Here is a 19,108-nt window from a genome sequence, read left to right on the forward strand (position 1 = left end):
TAGTGAACGTTCCGAAGAGAAATTAGGCCATTGAATAGGCATCTTCAAATATGCCTCCCACCTCATCTAAAATTCCGAATAGCTCTTCCGGATTTTCAGATTCAACCAATCGAGTTCTATAAGGCTTGAAGTTAGGAATACCTCTAAAGTAGTTAGTGTAATGCCTTCTCATTTCGTAAATACCCTGCTTCTCCCCTTTCCATTCCAGAGAAAACTCTAGGTGCTTTTTGGCAGTTCTGACTCTCTCATCCATAGAAGGTGGCGCGAGCAGTTCACCTGTTTTCATGAAATGCTTAATTTCATTGAAGATCCACGGATAACCGATAGACGCACGGCCAATCATAATACCATCTACTTCAAACTTGTTTTTATACTCTAGTGCCTTTTCGGGTGAATCAATATCTCCATTACCAAAAATTGGAATGTGAATATCTGGATGGTTCTTAACCTCAGCTATTTTAGTCCAATCGGCTATGCCTTTGTACATCTGCACTCGGGTTCTGCCATGAATGGTCAAAGCTTTGATTCCAACATCTTGCAGTCGCTTGGCAACTTCTACAATTTTAATGGTACTGTCATCCCAACCAAGGCGCGTTTTCACAGTAACTGGAAGGCTCACCTGCTTTACAATCTCCTCGGTCATCTTCTGCATTTTGGGAATATCTAGCAGAATTCCAGCCCCAGCCCCCTTGCATGCTACTTTCTTAACTGGGCAACCGTAATTAATATCTACCAATTCTGGCTGCGCTTCTTCAGCAATGGCAGCTGCTTGGCGCATAGATTCGATTTTATCGCCAAAAATCTGAATACCAATTGGGCGCTCATAGTCGTATATATCGAGCTTTTGAACACTCTTTTCAGCATTTCTAATGAGTCCTTCTGAAGAGATAAACTCGGTGTACATCAAATCTGCCCCGTTTTCTTTACACACCGCTCTAAACGGTGGGTCGCTCACATCTTCCATGGGAGCCAACAGCAACGGGAATTCACCAACCTCTATGTTTCCTATTCGTACCAAGTGCTATTCAAATTTTAGCGTAAATTTACGCCATTATGGTGAGAAATGATAACGAGAAAATAGAGGCAAGCATCGATTTAGCTTCTATGAGCGATGCAAAGGAGAAAGTAGCCGTAAGGAAGAAAACCAGAGAGATAGCTGCTGGCCAAAACCTGTTGATAGTAATTGGCTTTATGCTAGTTGGCTTTTTTGTTGGGCAGTTTATTGCTGGCGCAGTAGCCATAGGCTTAGCGGCTGTCAATGGGGCAGAACTTGGCGACATCTTGAACAACCCCAATAGCCTTTACTCTTATATGAGTCTTACAGAAGCCTTGTCTTCTCAAATGCTATACACCCTGTTCTTTACATTTTTCACTCCTTGGTTCTATTTAAAGGTTGTAGCCAACAAGAAACTGGGCTCATTAAGTCCGAACAAAAAAATAGAACCGCTTCCATTAATTCTGACCGCAGCTGGCACCTTCGCCTTTATGATTGTCAACTCGTATTTTATTGAATGGAATGAGGGGATACAATTTCCAGAATTTATGGCTGGTTTTGAAGAGTGGGCCAGAACTACAGAAGAGCAGTTAGCAGAAGCCACTAAGTACTTTACGTCTTTTAATAATGTTGGTGAGTACCTCTTCGCTATGCTCGTCATCTCTATTCTTCCAGGCATTGGCGAGGAGCTAATGTTTAGAGGTGTGCTGCAAAACAGCTTCCAGAGGTGGACTAAAAACCCTCATATAGCCATTTGGGTTAGTGCTTTTATTTTTGGAGCCATTCACATGCAGTTCTTTGGCCTAGTTCCAAGAATGATGTTAGGGGCCGTTTTTGGCTATTTATATGTTTGGTCTGGAAATATTTGGTATCCTATAATTGCACATGCTATTAATAATGGAATTGGAGTCACAATTGCCTATTCTGCTCAGTTCTCCGAAAACGGTGTCAATTTAGACGACACGGAAGCCGTACCAGTAGTTGGCCAAATAGTAGCTGCAGTAGCCTTTGTTGCTATCATGGTTATTTTCAGAAATCTGTATCTTAGGCGAAAATCTTTAGAGTGAGTAGCTGGCAAACCGTTTATACAACATCTGTCCCGCATCAGGCGGAAATCGTAAAAGACGTATTAATCAATGAAGGGTTTGCGGCCATTGTCTTCAACCTTCAAGACCATTCATACAAGTTTGGTCAGCTAGAGGTAAAGGTTAATCCGGATAGTGTTATGCGTGCTCTAAAAATCATCAACGAACAGATCAGCTTCAATAATGAATAATCTGGCATTGAGAATTGTTACAGCTCTTATTGGCGTAGGCGCTATAATTGCTGCAACCGTTCTATCTCCATGGGCCTTTGCTATAGTCTTCGCCCTAATTATGTTACTCACACTAAAGGAGTTTTACGGACTAGCGAAAAACTCAGGCAACCATCCGTACGAGGTTTGGGGCTTAACCTTTTCCCTTATTCTGTACGCCCTCATGTTCTGTTACTTTCAGCTAGAGCTTTCCACTAAACTGTTTTGGCTACTTCCAGCTCTATTTGCAACAGTACTAATTTATCCGCTTCAAGCTATAAAAAAGTCGCATGCCATTAACTGTACGGCTCTTTCAACCTTTGGTGTGGTATACATTGCCATTCCATTCTCATTACTACATAGTATTGGCTTTCTAGGAGGAACTTACAGCTATGTACTCATTTTGGGTATTCTTTTTCTTCAGTGGGCAAACGATACTGGGGCTTACTTTGCAGGCAAGACTTTTGGAAAGCGAAAGCTTTTCGAACGCGTTTCTCCAAACAAAACTTGGGAAGGTAGCATTGGGGGCTTTTTACTGTCTTTGGTAATTGCTTACGGTTTTTACGAGCTATTTGGTGAAATCGGCTTAATGGAGTGGCTAGGATTGGGAGCAATCACGGCCATATTTGGCACATTAGGCGATTTAACCGAGTCTCTTTTTAAGCGAACATTGGCTATAAAAGACTCAGGAAGCATCTTGCCAGGGCATGGAGGTTTTCTAGATAGATTCGATGGTTTACTGTTAAGTTTACCATTCACAACAGCCTATCTGCACTTGATACTTTAATCGGGAAAATTAGCGCCTTGGTCTTGGACATATTCGCTTAAATTTTCCTTAATTTTGACCCGTCTTAAACAAAATATTCCCTATGGGTTACATAGAACCGGCTCCGATTAAGGACAAATCAAATCCTTTCGAGTCAATGATGTCCAGGTTCAATATTGCAGCCGAGGTGCTGGGACTGGACGAACAAGTTTATAATGTTTTAAAGTCACCCTCAAAGCAAGTATCTGTTTCACTGCCTATCACTATGGACGATGGTTCCATTCAAGTGTTCGAAGGTCACCGTGTGATTCACTCCAACATTTTGGGGCCATCTAAAGGTGGTGTTCGCTATGCAATGGATGTTCACTTGGACGAGGTAAAAGCACTTGCTGCGTGGATGACATGGAAATGTGCCGTTGTGGACATTCCGTATGGTGGTGCAAAGGGTGGCATTAGATGTAACCCAAGAGCCATGTCTGCTGGAGAAATCGAAAGATTAACCCGTGCTTATACACAAGCAATGACTGGCGTTTTTGGCCCTGATAGGGACATACCTGCACCAGATATGGGAACTGGCCCAAGAGAAATGGCCTGGCTGATGGATGAGTACTCACGCTCTATGGGAACCACGGTCAATGCTGTTGTAACGGGTAAGCCTTTGGTACTTGGTGGCTCTTTAGGCCGCGTAGAGGCTACTGGTAGAGGCGTTATGGTTTCTGCTTTAGCAGCCATGGAAAAACTTAAAATCAATCCTTACCACGCTACTATTGCAGTTCAAGGATTTGGAAACGTAGGTTCATTTGCTGCTCTTCTTTTAGAAGAAAGAGGCTGTACTGTAGTTTCTATAAGCGACATTTCTGGCGCGTATTACAACGAAAAAGGAATAGACATTAAGAAAGCCATTGAATACAGAGATGGCAATAAAGGAACTTTAGAAGGTTTTACTGGAGCCACCTTAATGGACAAGCCTGAAGACCTCCTTACTCTTGATGTAGATGTTTTAGTGCCTGCAGCCGTTGAAGATGTAATTCACCTTGGCAACGTAGATCAAGTAAAAGCTAAGCTTATTGTAGAGGGTGCCAATGGCCCAACTTCTGCCGAAGCTGATAAAATTATAAATGAAAAAGGCATTATGGCGGTACCAGATATTCTGGCCAACGCTGGTGGTGTAACTGTTTCATACTTTGAATGGGTACAAAACCGTTTAGGTTATAAATGGACTCGTGAAAGGGTAAACAGAAGATCTGACAGAATTATGAAAGATGCCTTCGATAAAGTATACAATGCCTCTCAGAAGTACGACATACCTATGCGTATTGCAGCTTATGTTGTAGCAATTGAGAAAGTGGCTGAAACCTACAAGTTTAGAGGAGGTTTTTAATCTTATGAAAGTACATCATGAAGGAAGAGGATTCTTAACAATCCTCTTCTTTGTTTTAATAGTATTGAATGCCGGAATCATTTATCTGGCACCAATCCCCGAACTCATCAAATATATTGTTGGAGGAGTATCGCTAGCGGTTTTTCTTTTCTTTCTTCAGTTTTTCAGAAATCCTACCAGAAAAATTGAGCTCAATGAAAAGTACGTTTTAGCTCCTGCAGACGGAAAAGTTGTGGTGATTGAAACTACCACCGAAGACGAGTACTTTAAGGGCAAAGAGCGTATTCAGGTTTCAATATTTATGTCGCCAGTAAATGTGCACGTAAATAGAAACCCTGTAACTGGGCTCATTAAGTACTTCAAATATCACCCAGGTAAGTACTTGGTGGCTTGGCACCCTAAGTCGAGCACTGAAAACGAAAGAACTACCATAGTATACCAACTTCATAAAAACGTAGAAATCCTGATACGTCAAGTAGCAGGAGCTGCCGCAAGAAGAATAAAATGGTATATAGAAGAAGGCAACAGCGTTATTCAGGGAAGAGAATTCGGTTTTATCAAATTTGGCTCCAGGGTAGATTTATTCTTACCACTAGATGCTGAAATTAAAGTTACCAATGGCCAAATTACTAAAGGTGGCCAAACTGTAATTGCGGAGTTAAAGTAATCTCTTTAACTCCTCTCTTGCCATTTTCTTAGCGTTGACTGCCTTTATTGGTCTTGTGACCAACGAATAACGACTTTCTTGTCGGTAAAAACACCAACAGGGGCATTACAGCAGCCCTTCAACAACTCTCATAAGTTTTTCTAGATGCTCCTGATCTACTGAATCAAAGTCATTCAGTTGGTCAGAGTCAACATCTAAAATAAGGGCTACCTCACCATTCTTTATGGCTGGCAGAACAATCTCCGATTTAGAGTCTGAGCTACAAGCAATGTGCCCTGGAAACTCGTCTACATTAGGTACTAAGAGTGTTTCAGCTTTTTCCCAGCTAGTTCCGCAAACACCTTTCCCTTTTCTGATTCTCGTACAAGCAATTGGCCCTTGAAATGGCCCAAGCACCAATTCATCGTCTTTTACCAAGTAGAAACCTACCCAAAAGAAGCCCATACCATATTTAAGAGCTGAAGCAATATTAGCTAGGTTAGCGGTCAAGTCTGGTTCAGCAGTAACCAAAGCTTCAATCTGAGGAATTAAGCTTTGATACTTTTCTTCTTTGGTAGCGGTATTGTTTACGATTAGCTCTTCTGCCATAACTCTTGATTTTGGAATGCAAAGGTAACCGAGAGAACGGAAATTCGGTTCAAAAAATCAAAATAGCCTAGTCTCCTGACTTCCATTTCAAGAAGACAATCGAAGAGAGATACGTTGAAGTGCCGAGCTAACCTCCATTTACAGCGCTTCAACTGAGCATCCCAAGAATATGTTTGTCGATTATTGAAAGGAAACTAGTCGTCTGACCACTTGAAGTGGTCTGACGACTTTACTTTACTACAGGATAATCAGATAATCAATTTTCTAAAGCCTCGGAAAGAGCTGAAATAAAATATAGCTCACTATTGTCGGATATAAACTGACGATTATGGCATCCTCGATGCAATCGAGCATGAGAGATCTCCCTACTGATAATTGTAAACTATTTCTGGTAAACCCGAAGCCTATCCCCCATCACATCTGTTTCTGAGATCAATTGTCCTTTCAACTGAGGAGCCTTAATTCCTTCTCCAAAATTGCCCCTCGAACTAAACACTCTAGCTTCATCCCAAAGACCTTGTTCAATGAAAGCATTTAAGGTAGTCGCTCCCCCTTCAACAATAACTGACTGCACCTTTCTTTTCCCTAATTCCAAGACCAAGTCTTCCATGAAATTAGAAGGTTCTATAGCTATAAACTCGAGGTTATTAGACTGCTCTGACTTACTATAATTGAAGACCAAGGTAGGAATATCCCCCTTGTGGAGGTTCAAGTCATCAACCAACTGAAGCCTTCGATCTAAGAGTATCCTTAGAGGGTCATTTCCCACCCAGCTTCGTACATTGAGTGTAGGATTATCATAAAGCGCAGTATTTCGTCCCACCAAAATAGCATCTTCTTCGGCCCGCCATTGATGTACCATGCTTCGCGAATATGCATTACTGATCCACTTAGAGTCGAAGTTACCTCTGGCTACAAAACCATCGGCCGTTTCTGCCCACTTGAGTATGATGTACGGCCGTTTCTTTTCGATGAGGGTGAAAAAGCGCACATTCTGAGCCAAAGCCTCTTGCTCCAGACAACTAGTTTCCACTTGAATTCCAGCTGCTTTCATTCTTTCAATCCCCTGCCCTCCAACCAGTGGATTAGAGTCAAAAGCGGCAATTACTACCCTTTTCACCTTTCTTGAAATGAGTAGATCAGCACAAGGTGGAGTTTTACCGTGATGAGCACAAGGCTCTAGCGTAACGTAGCAAGTCGCTTCCCTTAGTAATGACTCATCTTCAACCGAGTGGATGGCGTTAACTTCAGCATGGCCTTCGCCATATTTTCGGTGCCATCCTTCGCCAATAATTCTTCCTTCATGAACAATTACGCAGCCCACCATTGGGTTAGGGCTTACAAAACCTCTTCCCAAGGCAGCAAGCTCTAAGGCCCTTCGCATATAGCGAATATCGGCTTCATTGAAATTCTTTGATTCGATATTTCCTTTACTTTGTACCATGTCAGAAAAGCCCGCGAAGGATTTGCTGCGTCAAGTTATTAATGAATTGGCAAACTTGTATGAAGAGCGTGAAGTATCGGCCCTAGCCAGACATTATTTGCACGATCGATTTCATGTTGACTCTATGAAGTTAGCCATGAATAGCCCTATTCACTTCGATGAAAAGCTGATGCTTCACGATCTTAGACTGCTCCGAGCGGCAACCCCTCTTCAGCATGTAGTAGGCTTTGGCGAATTCTATGGCCGTAGATTTAAATGCGGACCAGAAGCATTAATTCCTCGACCTGAAACGGAGGAGCTTGTAGATTGGATAATACAGGGAATTGGGGAACTGGGAAACTGGGAAATTAGTGTTTTAGATATAGGAACGGGGACTGGTTGTATTCCAATAACGCTTGGACTTGAGGCACCAAAAATCCAAACACAAGGGATAGATATATCTGAAGGAGCTTTGAGCTTAGCCAGTAAAAATGCAGAACAGTTGAAAGCCAATACAACTTTCCATCAGTTAGACATTTTGAAGGAAGAGTTGAATGGCCAATACAACATTATAGTCAGCAATCCACCATATATTCCTGAATCGGACAAAGTTCAAATGCACAGCAATGTGTTAGAACACGAACCTGAACTGGCGTTATTTGTGCCGAATAACGATCCGCTTCTGTTTTACAGAACCATAGCACAAAAGGCCAAAACAGCTCTTTCTAAGAATGGTCAGCTCTATTTTGAAATCCACGAAGCTTATGGTGATGCCACTAAAGCCTTACTAGAGTCAGAAGGTTATTCGGACATAACCATCAAGCAAGATTTACAGGGAAAGGACCGAATGGTGAGGGCTTTTTATTCGAAGCAAGCCTGACATCAATCTTCTTATTTTCTTTGATACTAATGTGAGTTTTCTTTAATAACCAGCTATAGGAACTCCCTCCCCAACAGCTCACTCATTACTATTTTTATCGAAGATTTACTATTTACATAGTTTATCTACTATTTTTATAGTAGATTAGAATCCATGAAAGAATTAACAAAGGCAGAAGAGCGTGTAATGCAGATTGTCTGGGATCTTGAGAAAGCATTCACTCGCGAGGTATTAGAGCAATTCAAAAAAGAAAAGCCAAGCTATACTACCGTAGCTACCGTACTTACTGTGCTCGAGCAAAAGGGCTTTGTTGCTCATGAAATGCTTGGAAACAGCAAACAGTACTATCCACTCATCAGCAAATCGAAATACTCTGACTTTGCCATGAGTAATGTAATGGGCAAGTACTTCGAAGGTTCACTCACAAGACTCGTCTCGTTCTTTGCCGACCGTAAGAAGATAGACATCAACGAGCTCGATGAGATCATTAAGATTCTAGAAAGCAAAAAAGAAGAGGAATAATGGAACAGTTACTAATCTGGAGCTTAAAAGCCAGCATTATATGCAGCCTCTTATTTTTAGCCTATTGGCTATTGTTTAGGAACAACTCAAGAGCCCAATTGAAGAGAGGCATTCTGCTCATCATCCTACTCTGCACAGTCTCCTTCCCACTTATTCGGGTAGAATTGAAACTAGATTCTTTCAGACCTCAGCTTACTCAAATAATCCCTGCTCTTGACTCAGAAAGCACTGAATTAACAGTAGACAAATTAAGGTTAGAACAGGCTCAGGTAGAACCACCCATTGCAGAACCTTCATTCAACTGGTGGAAGTTGGCCATGAACCTTTACCTGGCTGGTATTTTGGTATCAGCCACGCTGCTAGCATTAGAAATATACAGATTATTCAGGCTGAAGAAATCTGGAACAAAGGGGTCAATACTAAACCGAAAGGTAATCTTTCATAAGAGAATACATTCTCCTTTCTCCTTTATGAAATGGATTTTTCTACCCGATGGCGCCAATTACAATTCCGATACGTGGAAGGCAATCAAAACACACGAAGAAGCACACATCCACCAATGGCACACAGCTGATCTATTGATTTCGAGAATTCTACTGATTTTCTGTTGGTACAATCCCTTCTGCTACTGGCTAAGCAGAAACATCAAGTTAAACCATGAAGCCCTTGCCGATTCAGAAACACTGAAAAGCATAAACCTTAAAACCTACACCCAAACACTTCTCAACATCAGCCTTGCTCAACCAGAAAGACCCCTTGGCCATTATATGGCACTCAAGTCTTCTCTTTCTGCACGATTGATTTTAATGAAAACACAAAAAACAAATACCATGAAGACAGTTAGAAATGTAATCGCATTCTCTCTTATAGGAACCTTGGCTTTTCTACAGGCTAATATCTATGGACAAGATAAAGAGTCTCATAAAGAAGATATGTTTCGTAATGGAACATTATTCTTTACAACTGATGGTGACGATGGTTCTACTTTCTCAACTATTAAGATTAAAGACCGGTTTGAAAAAACAGCAGATGGTTGGATTCAGAACTATGCTGCATCACAGTACATCCCAATTATATTGACTAAAAAAAGAGCCGATATAATTACAGCAATCTCAAGTCAAGAAGACGATGAACTTTTCCTTCAAAACACCCTTTTAAAGCTATCAAAAACAAGAGAAGCCACAGAGTTACTAGAATCTCCAATTATTAGTATTAACAACAAGGTACATACACAATTTGAGTTGACTACAGATGAGCTAGTGGCCATGTACGACCTTTCTAAAAACTGGTTCAACAATTATGTGAGACCTATATATCCAGAGCAAAAGTTCATCTCAGAGCCTGAGTTTATCAAGTATAAGTATATGATCATTCTCTCTCCTGACGATGAACAATTTCCATTCAATTCAGACGAGAGAGTACTTCAGGTTAGTGAAGTAGATCAACTTCCAAGCCCCAAAGGTGGTCTTGAACGCTTCTTAACCAATATTCTTAAGGAAGCCTCCTCCTCTGTAGACCTGTCTGTTCTAGACGAAGACGTTGCCTTTAACCTAGTAGTGGGAATAAATGGAGCGATCAGTAATTTAGAATTAGCTACTGAAGTAATTGGTGATGAAGCTACTCAAGACAAAAAATTTGAAGCACTTGGAGCCATCAATAAGCAGATACTTAATCTTTCCAATCTGTATGGATGGAACAGCGCCAAAAAAGCGGATAAGAGAGTAGCTACGAACTACCGATTAGAAATTCCTAAATCGTCATTCTAGTGGAAGCATTATTAATTTGGAGTCTAAAAAGTAGTGCGATACTAGCAATAGTATTTGCCTGCTACTACTTTCTTTTTAGAAACAATACCGTTTTTAAACTAAGGCGAACCCTTCTGTTGCTCATTCTTGGACTAAGCTGTTTGGCACCATTATTCGAGATTCAGGTTTCTCAGGAAGAACAACCCGTAATCATTCAACAAGCCGCTCAGCTGAAGTCTAGTACTATAGGTCAAATTAAGCTAGCTCCAATTCAAGAGGTATCAATTCAACCACACGCAACACCAGAGGGGCAAGGACAAACCATCGATTGGAGATCGGTGATTCTGTATGCTTATCTCATTGGCATTTTGGTTTCTCTTGCGCTTCTTCTATTCGAGTTGGGGAAAGTAGTCTATTTAAAATTCACAGGAAGCCGAGCACCTGAGATGGGCAGAAATGTAATAGCTCATAGCTCGATTACTTCTCCTTTCTCCTTCAACAAAACAATTTTCATTCCTAAGAAACATGACTTTTCAGATACTACTTGGAAAACCATTTCCATCCATGAACAAGCTCATATAGATAAAAGACACAGTTTAGACTTACTGTTCGCTCGCCTATTACAGGCACTCTTTTGGTTCAACCCAATCATCTATTTATTGCAAAAAGATTTGCGAACAGTCCACGAAGCTCAGGCCGATGAAGAAGTATTGAAAAACATCGGGTTTAGTGCTTATGCCCAAACACTAATGCAAGTGAGTTTACCTGGCTACCAATTGCCAGTAGCCCACTCATTCGCAGTTATTTCATCGTTCTCTAAAAGGTTAAAACTTATGAAAACACACAGAACAAAACTCAAAACCACTCTATTATCCATTGTGGCTATTTCCCTTTTCTCATTCGGAATTATTGGATGGAGCTCTTTGAAGGGACAGGAAGAGGCAATAACTAGTAGAACGGAATCTTTTGAAAAAGCCCAAACTAAATTCAAATCAATGATCCCCCTTCTGATCTCAAACAAACTAACACCAAAGCATCAGAAAATAATGGAAGTTATTAAAGCCGAAAACCCTGATAAAGAAATTCGATTTCAATACTATAAAGAGTCTAGCTTTAAATCTTACTACGACAATTTCATACCTCAAAGACACCCTCTCTTCACATCTATCATGAGCCAGAGCGACAAAGAGGCACTTACAAGAATCTATTTAACTGACTCCACCATAATCAATATGAGCGAAAATATTGGAATGGGATCTGATGACTTCACATTCAAATACAGTGATTTTACACCAGATGTATCTGATGCCATCAAGAATAATGTGAATTACATTATGATTTATGAATATATAGACAAACCTACAGTCTACAATGACTCTGAAATCTTGAATCTAGAAGAGGTAGATCAAGCTCCGATTGTTATGGGGGGAATTGAAAATTTGGCTAAAACTATAGCACTAGATATAAAAGTGCCTGAACACCTAGACAGAAATAAACTCCCTGAAAATATAGAATTCGAATTTGTAGTACAGGGCGGCAAGAGCATTACCCATATTAATTTATTGAATAATCTGAAAGGCTCCGACAAGAAGAACAAACCCTATTACCAATTCTTCCGAGAAGTGCATGATGACTTTCGAATGAAAATTTCTAGCATCTACCCTTGGAAGCGTGGCATCAAGGATGGTAAAGAGGTATTGGTTAGAATGAAGATTTCAATTCCTACAAAGTATATGTTGTAGGAGTTTTGATTTAGTTAAGGTTGAATGGCTGTTAACTTAGTTGTTGACAGCCCTATTTTTTTTCAACCAAACAAATAGTCGAAATTGTTATATTCGGAAATGCACAGAATACTAGTCACTTCCCTCCTCTTTTTATTGGCATACGAACTGCCCGCCCAAGACCTAAAAACCATTGAAGTAGCTGAAGCTTACAAAGACAGAGACCGCATCAATCTCAGCACTTTTGCAGAATCCATTGAATATATTCAATTGGAAACCAGTGATGAGACACTATACTCTTATCCTACTGTAAGGGGAATCCAAGGCGACTCCATCATTCTAGTTAAATCCATGAACCGAACTTCGATTTTCAACAGAAAGACGGGCTCATTCATTCGAGATATAGGACACATAGGGCAAGACCCCGATAGTTATCAAAGACCTGGCCCTTTGGGCTTTAATACAGATAATGGAAATGTATTTGTTTATGGCTATCGTAAGATAATTGAATACTCTTTAGCATCAGATAAAGTTGTACATGAAACCAATGTTCCCGATTTGATGGAGATTGGTGGGGTTCGAACTACTTTTTCAAGTGGCGCATATACAGACACTCAAATCAACATGAACTACTGGTCAGAGCAAGGATACTTTGTCGGCTTAGTAACAAACCTTTCAGGTAAAGACCCGATCAAAGTAGTCCTCTTCAGCCGTGACGGCCAGATTATAAAGTTCTTTGAAAACAAACAGACTTTTGAGAAAAAGGATCCAAAGCACATGAAAGTGCAGTCTAACTCCTATTATGAATTCGACAATGCCGGATATCATAAAGAGTATTTCTCAGATACTACTTTTCAATTCAACTCACAAAAAATTCAGCCTAAATACGTATTCAATACCGGAAAGTATAGCCCTCCCTACAAGAGGCAAGACTTTCTGACAGATGATGAAAGTAACAGGCTAATGTTCATCAAGCTTCTTCAAGAAGACTCACATTTTGTTTATTTCGAATTGTATCATCAACAACAATACAGAGTTGGCCTATTCAACAAAAAGACCAATCAAACGCTAATTTCTGACCCAGAGTCAGACGACTTAAACGGGTTCTATAACGACTTAGACAACTTTGTTCCCTTCATACCAAGCTTCCGAACTCAAGAAGGCTATTTGGTAGGAACAATAAGTGCAGAAAATGTCTACACTTGGTTTCAGTCTAACAGATCGAAGGCTAACAAGCTCCCTGAACATTTAAAGCGGTTTAAAAACATCGACCCAGAAGACAACCCGATAGTAATGATTGTAAAGCCTAAAAATTAATTATGTCTGGAGCATTTAGCGCTTGAAATGCTAACTACCCTAAATCGATAACTCAGAGATCAATCACAAATACAAATCTGTTTTTAAGGTCTCTATCAGCCAGAATGGTTTCTGATTAGACTGAACTCTTACTTTTCCTTCTATCTCTGAGGTTAGCTCAAAAGGTTCTAGATACATCTCATTGTCTAAGTTGGAGTAAAAGCCTTCAGTTTTGAAGAATGTGCCTTGTACTATCGGATGAACGCCAAAGACATCGCCAATATTCACCCATTTCTGAAAGGCTCCTTTCGACTCATAAACCCATTTCTGATCATTGTAGTAAAGTACAGAGTCCATGGCCTCAGCATAATCTCTGATGGTGTCTAAGCAAGAGCTATTGAAAGTATCGGCCAAAACATTCACTGCCTTATGACCTTGGTCTTGCAAAACTATATAAGCTGAATTGAGAAGATCACTAGTTTCAAACAGTAACACCTCTACTGGTGATTGCGGTTTCAGTTTAGGCTTAAGCTCCTCCAATTGCTCAGGCCTGGCAACTACAGCATCAACCTTTACGCCCCACTTAAGGACTGCGTCTACGGCATTAGAGGTGACCATTAGTTTTGGCGACCACTCTAGCAGAAGCTCTACAAACTCAAAGCTGAGTACAGAAGCATCATCAACTAGCAAAGCAGGTTCTTGCTCGTCTCGTACAATATGATGTGAAGACATACGCGAAATTAAAAACAGAACCTCTGGCTATCGAAGTTCTCCTCAATTTTCTACTCAAAAAGTTTCAGGAAGACTATTCAAAGAAACAGCTACACAACCCTAGCTTGTTGGGGCACTCTTATGCTTTCGCTATGGGCAATTTCGCTCCACACCAAAGCACTTGCTCCCAAAACAGCTGCATTTCTATCCATTAAGTCAGATAATCTAATCTCTATCTTACCTTTATATCCTGGATACAAATACTCGTTGAAAGATTTTTTGGTGGCTTCTACAAGAATATCTCCTGCTTTTGCCAAACCTCCGAATAGAAATATTGCCTGTGGGCTAGTAACAGCTGCTGCATCGGCAAGCTTTAACCCCAATATATCTGATGTATAGGTGTAAGCTTCAAGTGCAATCGGGTCGCCCTCCAAAGCCATTTCGGTGATTTTCTTAGAGGTGAGAGATTCGTAAGTGTAAGTTCTGAGTGGAGTATCTACATTATTGGTAGCGAGTAATTTGAAAACGGTTCTCTTAATTCCTGAAGCCGAAGCATAGGTTTCCAAGCACCCTCTCTTACCGCAATTACACTCTCTGCCATCAGGGTAAACATTTGTGTGCCCCAATTCGCCAGCCAAACCATCGTGACCATATATGAGCTTGCCTCTCGTTACTAAGCCTGAGCCCAGGCCAGTTCCCAAGGTGATAACAATAAAGTCATCCATGTCTTTAGCTCCACCAAAGACCTTTTCTCCAATAGCTGCTGCATTAGCGTCATTAGTGAGCACCATAGGTAGGTCAAAGTACTCTTTGAACATATCTATAAACGGCACAATACCCTTCCAATGCAAATTGGGGGCATGCTCAATAGTACCTTTGTAGTAATTGCCATTAGGCGCTCCAATACCTACTCCCAAAATCTCGATAGGCTCATTGAGCTCATCCAAGCTTTCATTAATAGCCTGACTTAAAGCATCCAGAAAAGATTTTATCTCTTTATGCGTATAGGTAGGAATTGAACCTTCCATCAACACATTACCTTCCACATCGGTAAGTCCGAATTTTGTGAAAGTTCCGCCAATATCTATCCCAATGGCCGTCTCTCTCATGACATCACTTTTTCATAACGATCAATACTGCCTGCGAAGTAATCGAAATTATCGGTCTACGGCTACAGCATATCAAAATTAGTACAATATGAGGATTAGGAATTGATAAGCAGGAGCTTAGTCAATAGTTTTTAAGTAAACGATTGCATAAAAAAATCCCTCCAAGCTCAAGGGCTCGGAGGGATTCAATTTTCTATGATTAAAAGTCTAGTCCTACGGAAAACAAAAAGTTAGTGCCAGCTTGCGGATAGAAGTAATTCTCTCTCACTTCATAATCTGGACCACCAAAATATCCGAAGGTATAACCATTGGTTTCATACTTCTCGTTTAGCAGGTTATTCACCAATAGGCTCAAGTTTACTCTCTTAATAAACTTGGTATTGAAGCCATAATTGATTCTTAAATCATTGACAAAGAAGGCGTCAATCTTTCTATTTTCGTTAGAGGTATTATCCAAATACTGGTCGCCTACATACTTAGAAAGAATGGCTAATTCCAAGTTTGAAACTGGTGTGAACGTAATTTGGCTACCAGCCACTACTGAAGGAGAGAAACTAATATCAGTATCTTCAAATTCCGTTCTCACTTCGTTATACTCATCAAAGTTTGCTCCGTAGTCAAAAATCAGCTCTTGGAAAGACTTAATTTTGTTTCTACTCAAAGCAAGGTTTGCTTGAAAACCAAACCAAGAGTTTAGCTGCATTCCGCCAACAAGCTCAACACCCATTCTATAACTATCAGGCACATTTGTTCTAATGCTTCCTCCTACATCATTCACCTCGCCAGTAAGCACCAATTGGTTCTTATAGTCCATAAGGTAGTAGTTGGCTTCAAAAACCGTTCTACCTGTTCTTTTTCTATAACCAACCTCAATGTTATTTAGCGTTTCGTGCTTTGGCTCTGTGCCTGGGGTAGCATCAATAATATCAGACCTATTGGGCTCTTTATTTCCTACAGCAAATGAACCGTAAATACTACTACTCTCCGTCAAGTTATAGGTAGCACCAAATTTAGGGTTGAAGAAAGTGAAGTCTGTGTCGAAGTCAATAACACGTTGGTCGTTATCTACCCCGAAACCTGAGTAAGTAATTCTTCTCAACTGCAAGTCGCCAAACAAGTTAAGCCCATCTGTTACCTGATAATTCAACTTAGAATAAGTGTTGAAGTCTGACTTATCTGAACGGCTTTCATAATATCTTTCTCTTATGCTTCCGTTACTCGCATATTGCGCCCAAATAACCTCTCCAAAGTGTAAACCATCATATTCGTTATATGCGCCACCTAGCGTAGCTTGAATATTAGAATTCTCGTAGTTCAAATCATAAGTAACTCCGTAGAAATCATTATCTAACCACCTTCTTCTTATAAGGTCTGTTGAAGAAATAGTTTCTCCACCAAGGGTAACATCTTGAAGCCCGTAGTCCGCTAGGTCATCATCTCTTCTAAACTCCTCATAGAATCCGGCACCTTTAGTATAGTGTAGTGCAGCGTTCACATTCCACTCAGCAGCCAATTCCTGACTAAAGTGAAATTGGTAGTGATCTTGACCATAATCATCTACCTGATTATCGTACAAGTAGTAATTGAAAGTTCTGCCTGAGTTTCTAAGGTTTTCTGCCTGCTCTTGATCGTAACCATTATTAGCAATCACCTCTTCTATACCAGCAGCATCATTGTTCAATTTAGCCTCTGGTGTACCCCACCAGCTCTGGTAGGTTTTCTCATCGCCACCGAAGTGAATCAGTTGAAAGCTAGTCTTTTCACCAAAATACCCTCCGGAGATATAGTATGAAGTAAGATCTGAAGAAGCCCGGTCAATATACCCGTCAGAAGAAATCTTAGATAACCTACCCTCAAAAGCCCAGTTATTTTCTAACAGACCAGTACTGTAGATTGCATTATACTTTTGTGTATTGAATGAACCGTAGCTAGTATTTAGCTGAGCCTTTGGTTCTGCGCTAACTCCATTGGTTAAGATGTTCAGTGAAGCACCGAATGCTCCCGCTCCGTTGGTTGAAGTACCAACTCCTCTTTGTACCTGAATGGAAGAAGTAGAAGAGGCGATATCTGGCATATTCACCCAGAAAGTACCTTGAGACTCTGAATCGTTAATAGGAATACCGTTGATGGTCACGTTTATTCTTGCACCGTCACTTCCTCTGATTCTAATTCCGGTGTATCCCACACCAGCTCCAGCATCTGAAGTAGTAACTACCGAAGGAGTCCAATTAAGCAAAAACGGCAAGTCTTGACCAAGATTTTGCTTCTCAATTTCTTCGGCAGTCACATTTGTGAAAGTAGTAGGTGTTTTTTCAGTAGCCCTTGTACCAGTAACAATCACGTCTTGCAGATTTTGAGCTCTCTGGGTCAGTCTCAAACTAATGTTTTGATCACCCTGAACCGAGATACTCTTTTCAAGACTCGCAAAACCGATCATAGAGACCTTTAATACATAGTTACCAGTACTCACATTCTCCAAAGAGAACTCTCCCAACCTGTTGGTTGTAGTACCTTTGTTACTTGGAGTTAGCATTACACTTGCTCCATAAACAGGCTCACCAGTAGCGTCATCTACCACTTTACCTTTTACAACATTTTGCGCCAATGCTTGCGCCATTGTCAGTACTAAGACTGCCAATAAGTAAACTTTTCTCATTTTTAATTTTAAAATGGTTCAACAATGGAGGCTAGGGGAAGCCTACCTAAACGTTAGACCACCATATCCCTGCGACAGCATTACCTGCATCAGGTTCAATGGGTATAATCTCAGCCCGTATTTCATTCCGATTGTTCGGAAAAGGGCACCCCTTAATTGTGGCGCAAAAGTAGCGATGAAAAATTATAAAACCAGCCTAACTAGATAATTGAATTAATCTTTTGGATTGCAGTATCCATGCGCTTGTGCTTATTACCTTGAATAACAGCATATAAAACACCCGCTTCTTTCAGAGCCTTTTCGTACAGATCGAAGAGTTCAGGTCTCTGACTAGGGTTTTCTCTCAATGGGTCTGGTTCATAAGGCATATCATAGTGTGTCAGCAAATAAACACTCGCCTTATTCATTCCCAGCTGTTGAAGAATCCAAGGGTCGCATTCTCCATATTTGAACTCACTCCAGATTTTAACTACAAAAAGGTCGGTATCTAAGAAGAGGATGTCTTTAGCATTTTTTCTGTATTGCCGCTCAGACTCTAGCTGCCCTTTAGCAATGGCCACCAAATCCTTCTTCTCATAAGGTCTATCAAGGTCAGAGAGGAATTCTCGAGCATATTCTGGCACCCATAGCGTATTGAAGTGTTCTGCCAAACCTTTCGCCAATGTTGTTTTACCGGTGCTTTCCGGCCCCACAATTCCGACAGTTATCATTTAAGCACGGTTGAGATTAAGGCTTTTCTTCCAGGCCAAGTAGCCCATAACAGCCATAACAATGTATATCAAATAAAGTATTGAGTAGAAATAAAGTTCTTTGTAGAAGTAAATTCCTGTAGCCAGAATATCTATGGCAAACCAGTAATACCAGTTGTCTATTTTCTTTCTGGCTGTTAGCCACATAGCTGTTACACTCAAAATAGATGTAGTGCTATCCCAATACGGCAAACTCGGTTCATCTATCCCCTCAAACCAAGAAGGCAGCATTATTAAAAACTGAGCAAACAGATAAATACCTACCGCTGACGCTAGTAAATACACCCCTGCATGCTTTACAGAAAGCCGTGTTACCGGTAAATCATCTTCCTTTTTGTCTTTTCCTTTTATCCAATGTACCCAACCATAAATATTAAGCACTAAGAAAAAAACGTGAAGAAACAGATCGCCATAGAGCCTCGACTCGTAGAATACAAATAGCGAAATAATTGTGTAGAGTATGCCGAATGGCCAAGTCCAGATGCTTTCCCGTATTAAATAAGCAACGGCAAGTATTCCTGAGATAAAAGCAACTAAGCCCCAAAAATCGAATGCTTGAACATTGGCAACAATGTCTTGCCAAATCTGGCTGAGCTCCATGCCGCC

The 19,108-nt window shown here is 40.6% G+C and carries 18 protein-coding genes and 1 riboswitch; of the genes, 10 read left to right on the forward strand and 8 right to left on the reverse strand.

Features of this window, described 5'->3' with window-relative positions; translation table 11 throughout:
- Positions 1-22: 22 nt before the first annotated feature.
- A complete protein-coding gene (dusB, locus tag T7867_RS02940; protein ID WP_068215597.1) occupies positions 23-1,018 on the reverse strand; it encodes a tRNA dihydrouridine synthase DusB in 996 nt (331 codons plus the stop codon).
- Positions 1,019-1,053: 35 nt separating this feature from the next.
- Between dusB and T7867_RS02945 the strand changes: the two genes are divergently transcribed.
- The 5 genes from T7867_RS02945 to T7867_RS02965 all read left to right on the forward strand — a co-directional run bounded on the left by T7867_RS02945 (position 1,054) and on the right by T7867_RS02965 (position 5,102).
- The gene (locus tag T7867_RS02945) at positions 1,054-2,061 is read left to right on the forward strand and encodes a CPBP family intramembrane glutamic endopeptidase (RefSeq protein WP_322299814.1); all 1,008 of its coding nucleotides are present in this window, start codon (positions 1,054-1,056) and stop codon (positions 2,059-2,061) included.
- Positions 2,058-2,270 (forward strand): putative signal transducing protein, encoded by a 213-nt coding sequence (locus T7867_RS02950; protein WP_068215602.1) that lies wholly within the window; start codon positions 2,058-2,060, stop codon positions 2,268-2,270. The genes T7867_RS02945 and T7867_RS02950 overlap by 4 nt, the downstream gene beginning before the upstream one ends.
- Positions 2,263-3,075: a phosphatidate cytidylyltransferase gene (locus tag T7867_RS02955; protein ID WP_322299815.1), complete on the forward strand. Its 813-nt coding sequence runs from the start codon at positions 2,263-2,265 to the stop codon at positions 3,073-3,075. Before T7867_RS02950 ends, T7867_RS02955 begins: the two co-directional genes overlap by 8 nt.
- Positions 3,076-3,157: 82 nt before the next feature.
- On the forward strand, positions 3,158-4,435 hold the full coding sequence (locus T7867_RS02960; protein ID WP_068215607.1) for a Glu/Leu/Phe/Val family dehydrogenase: 1,278 nt from the start codon (positions 3,158-3,160) through the stop codon (positions 4,433-4,435).
- Between the two features lie 4 nt (positions 4,436-4,439).
- The gene (locus tag T7867_RS02965; protein ID WP_273276355.1) at positions 4,440-5,102 is read left to right on the forward strand and encodes a phosphatidylserine decarboxylase family protein; all 663 of its coding nucleotides are present in this window, start codon (positions 4,440-4,442) and stop codon (positions 5,100-5,102) included.
- Between the two features lie 105 nt (positions 5,103-5,207).
- On the opposite strand, the gene T7867_RS02970 is transcribed toward T7867_RS02965, so the two are convergent.
- On the reverse strand, positions 5,208-5,690 hold the full coding sequence (locus tag T7867_RS02970) for a GAF domain-containing protein (RefSeq protein ID WP_322299816.1): 483 nt from the start codon (positions 5,688-5,690) through the stop codon (positions 5,208-5,210).
- 382 nt (positions 5,691-6,072) lie between these two features.
- On the reverse strand, positions 6,073-7,134 hold the full coding sequence (ribD, locus tag T7867_RS02975; RefSeq protein WP_322299817.1) for a bifunctional diaminohydroxyphosphoribosylaminopyrimidine deaminase/5-amino-6-(5-phosphoribosylamino)uracil reductase RibD: 1,062 nt from the start codon (positions 7,132-7,134) through the stop codon (positions 6,073-6,075).
- Between ribD and prmC the strand changes: the two genes are divergently transcribed.
- From prmC to T7867_RS03000, 5 genes are all read left to right on the forward strand, one after another.
- Positions 7,133-7,993: a peptide chain release factor N(5)-glutamine methyltransferase gene (gene prmC, locus T7867_RS02980; RefSeq protein WP_322299818.1), complete on the forward strand. Its 861-nt coding sequence runs from the start codon at positions 7,133-7,135 to the stop codon at positions 7,991-7,993. The two genes, ribD and prmC, sit on opposite strands and share 2 nt — an antisense overlap.
- 153 nt (positions 7,994-8,146) lie before the next feature.
- A complete protein-coding gene (locus tag T7867_RS02985) occupies positions 8,147-8,515 on the forward strand; it encodes a BlaI/MecI/CopY family transcriptional regulator (protein ID WP_273514972.1) in 369 nt (122 codons plus the stop codon).
- Positions 8,515-10,281, forward strand: a complete 1,767-nt coding sequence (locus T7867_RS02990; RefSeq protein ID WP_322299819.1) for a M56 family metallopeptidase — start codon at positions 8,515-8,517, stop codon at positions 10,279-10,281. The genes T7867_RS02985 and T7867_RS02990 overlap by 1 nt, the downstream gene beginning before the upstream one ends.
- Positions 10,281-12,002, forward strand: a complete 1,722-nt coding sequence (locus tag T7867_RS02995) for a M56 family metallopeptidase (protein WP_322299820.1) — start codon at positions 10,281-10,283, stop codon at positions 12,000-12,002. The genes T7867_RS02990 and T7867_RS02995 overlap by 1 nt, the downstream gene beginning before the upstream one ends.
- 99 nt (positions 12,003-12,101) lie before the next feature.
- On the forward strand, positions 12,102-13,298 hold the full coding sequence (locus T7867_RS03000; protein WP_322299821.1) for a 6-bladed beta-propeller: 1,197 nt from the start codon (positions 12,102-12,104) through the stop codon (positions 13,296-13,298).
- Positions 13,299-13,361: 63 nt separating this feature from the next.
- Here the strand turns inward: T7867_RS03000 and T7867_RS03005 are convergent, their stop codons facing one another.
- The 5 genes from T7867_RS03005 to pnuC form a co-directional block, all read right to left on the reverse strand.
- Positions 13,362-14,009 carry a hypothetical protein gene (locus T7867_RS03005; RefSeq protein WP_322299822.1) on the reverse strand — a complete coding sequence of 216 codons (648 nt, stop codon included), beginning with the start codon at positions 14,007-14,009 and terminating at the stop codon, positions 13,362-13,364.
- 89 nt (positions 14,010-14,098) lie between these two features.
- Positions 14,099-15,097, reverse strand: coding sequence for an ROK family protein (locus T7867_RS03010; protein WP_068215625.1), 999 nt, complete (start codon positions 15,095-15,097; stop codon positions 14,099-14,101).
- A 199-nt stretch (positions 15,098-15,296) separates the two neighbouring features.
- Entirely contained in the window at positions 15,297-17,753 is a 2,457-nt protein-coding gene (locus tag T7867_RS03015) for a TonB-dependent receptor (protein WP_322299823.1), read from the reverse strand.
- A gap of 49 nt (positions 17,754-17,802) precedes the next feature.
- Positions 17,803-17,916: riboswitch (TPP riboswitch) on the reverse strand.
- Between the two features lie 37 nt (positions 17,917-17,953).
- The gene (locus T7867_RS03020) at positions 17,954-18,463 is read right to left on the reverse strand and encodes an ATP-binding protein (protein ID WP_322299824.1); all 510 of its coding nucleotides are present in this window, start codon (positions 18,461-18,463) and stop codon (positions 17,954-17,956) included.
- A complete protein-coding gene (gene pnuC, locus T7867_RS03025) occupies positions 18,464-19,102 on the reverse strand; it encodes a nicotinamide riboside transporter PnuC (RefSeq protein WP_322299825.1) in 639 nt (212 codons plus the stop codon).
- Between the last annotated feature and the right edge of the window lie 6 nt (positions 19,103-19,108).

The sequence above is a fragment of the Roseivirga spongicola genome (assembly GCF_034376045.1).
In the GTDB taxonomy this organism is placed as follows: domain Bacteria; phylum Bacteroidota; class Bacteroidia; order Cytophagales; family Cyclobacteriaceae; genus Roseivirga; species Roseivirga spongicola.

Coding starts and splice junctions, on each gene's coding strand:
- T7867_RS02945 (WP_322299814.1), top strand. CDS start 1,054: ATGGTGAGAAATGATAACGAGAAAATAGAGGCAAGCATCGATTTAGCT.
- T7867_RS02955 (WP_322299815.1), top strand. CDS start 2,263: ATGAATAATCTGGCATTGAGAATTGTTACAGCTCTTATTGGCGTAGGC.
- T7867_RS02960 (WP_068215607.1), top strand. CDS start 3,158: ATGGGTTACATAGAACCGGCTCCGATTAAGGACAAATCAAATCCTTTC.
- T7867_RS02965 (WP_273276355.1), top strand. CDS start 4,440: ATGAAAGTACATCATGAAGGAAGAGGATTCTTAACAATCCTCTTCTTT.
- T7867_RS02970 (WP_322299816.1), bottom strand. CDS start 5,690: ATGGCAGAAGAGCTAATCGTAAACAATACCGCTACCAAAGAAGAAAAG.
- prmC (WP_322299818.1), top strand. CDS start 7,133: ATGTCAGAAAAGCCCGCGAAGGATTTGCTGCGTCAAGTTATTAATGAA.
- ribD (WP_322299817.1), bottom strand. CDS start 7,134: ATGGTACAAAGTAAAGGAAATATCGAATCAAAGAATTTCAATGAAGCC.
- T7867_RS02985 (WP_273514972.1), top strand. CDS start 8,147: ATGAAAGAATTAACAAAGGCAGAAGAGCGTGTAATGCAGATTGTCTGG.
- T7867_RS02990 (WP_322299819.1), top strand. CDS start 8,515: ATGGAACAGTTACTAATCTGGAGCTTAAAAGCCAGCATTATATGCAGC.
- T7867_RS03000 (WP_322299821.1), top strand. CDS start 12,102: ATGCACAGAATACTAGTCACTTCCCTCCTCTTTTTATTGGCATACGAA.
- T7867_RS03005 (WP_322299822.1), bottom strand. CDS start 14,009: ATGTCTTCACATCATATTGTACGAGACGAGCAAGAACCTGCTTTGCTA.
- T7867_RS03010 (WP_068215625.1), bottom strand. CDS start 15,097: ATGAGAGAGACGGCCATTGGGATAGATATTGGCGGAACTTTCACAAAA.
- T7867_RS03015 (WP_322299823.1), bottom strand. CDS start 17,753: ATGAGAAAAGTTTACTTATTGGCAGTCTTAGTACTGACAATGGCGCAA.
- T7867_RS03020 (WP_322299824.1), bottom strand. CDS start 18,463: ATGATAACTGTCGGAATTGTGGGGCCGGAAAGCACCGGTAAAACAACA.
- pnuC (WP_322299825.1), bottom strand. CDS start 19,102: ATGGAGCTCAGCCAGATTTGGCAAGACATTGTTGCCAATGTTCAAGCA.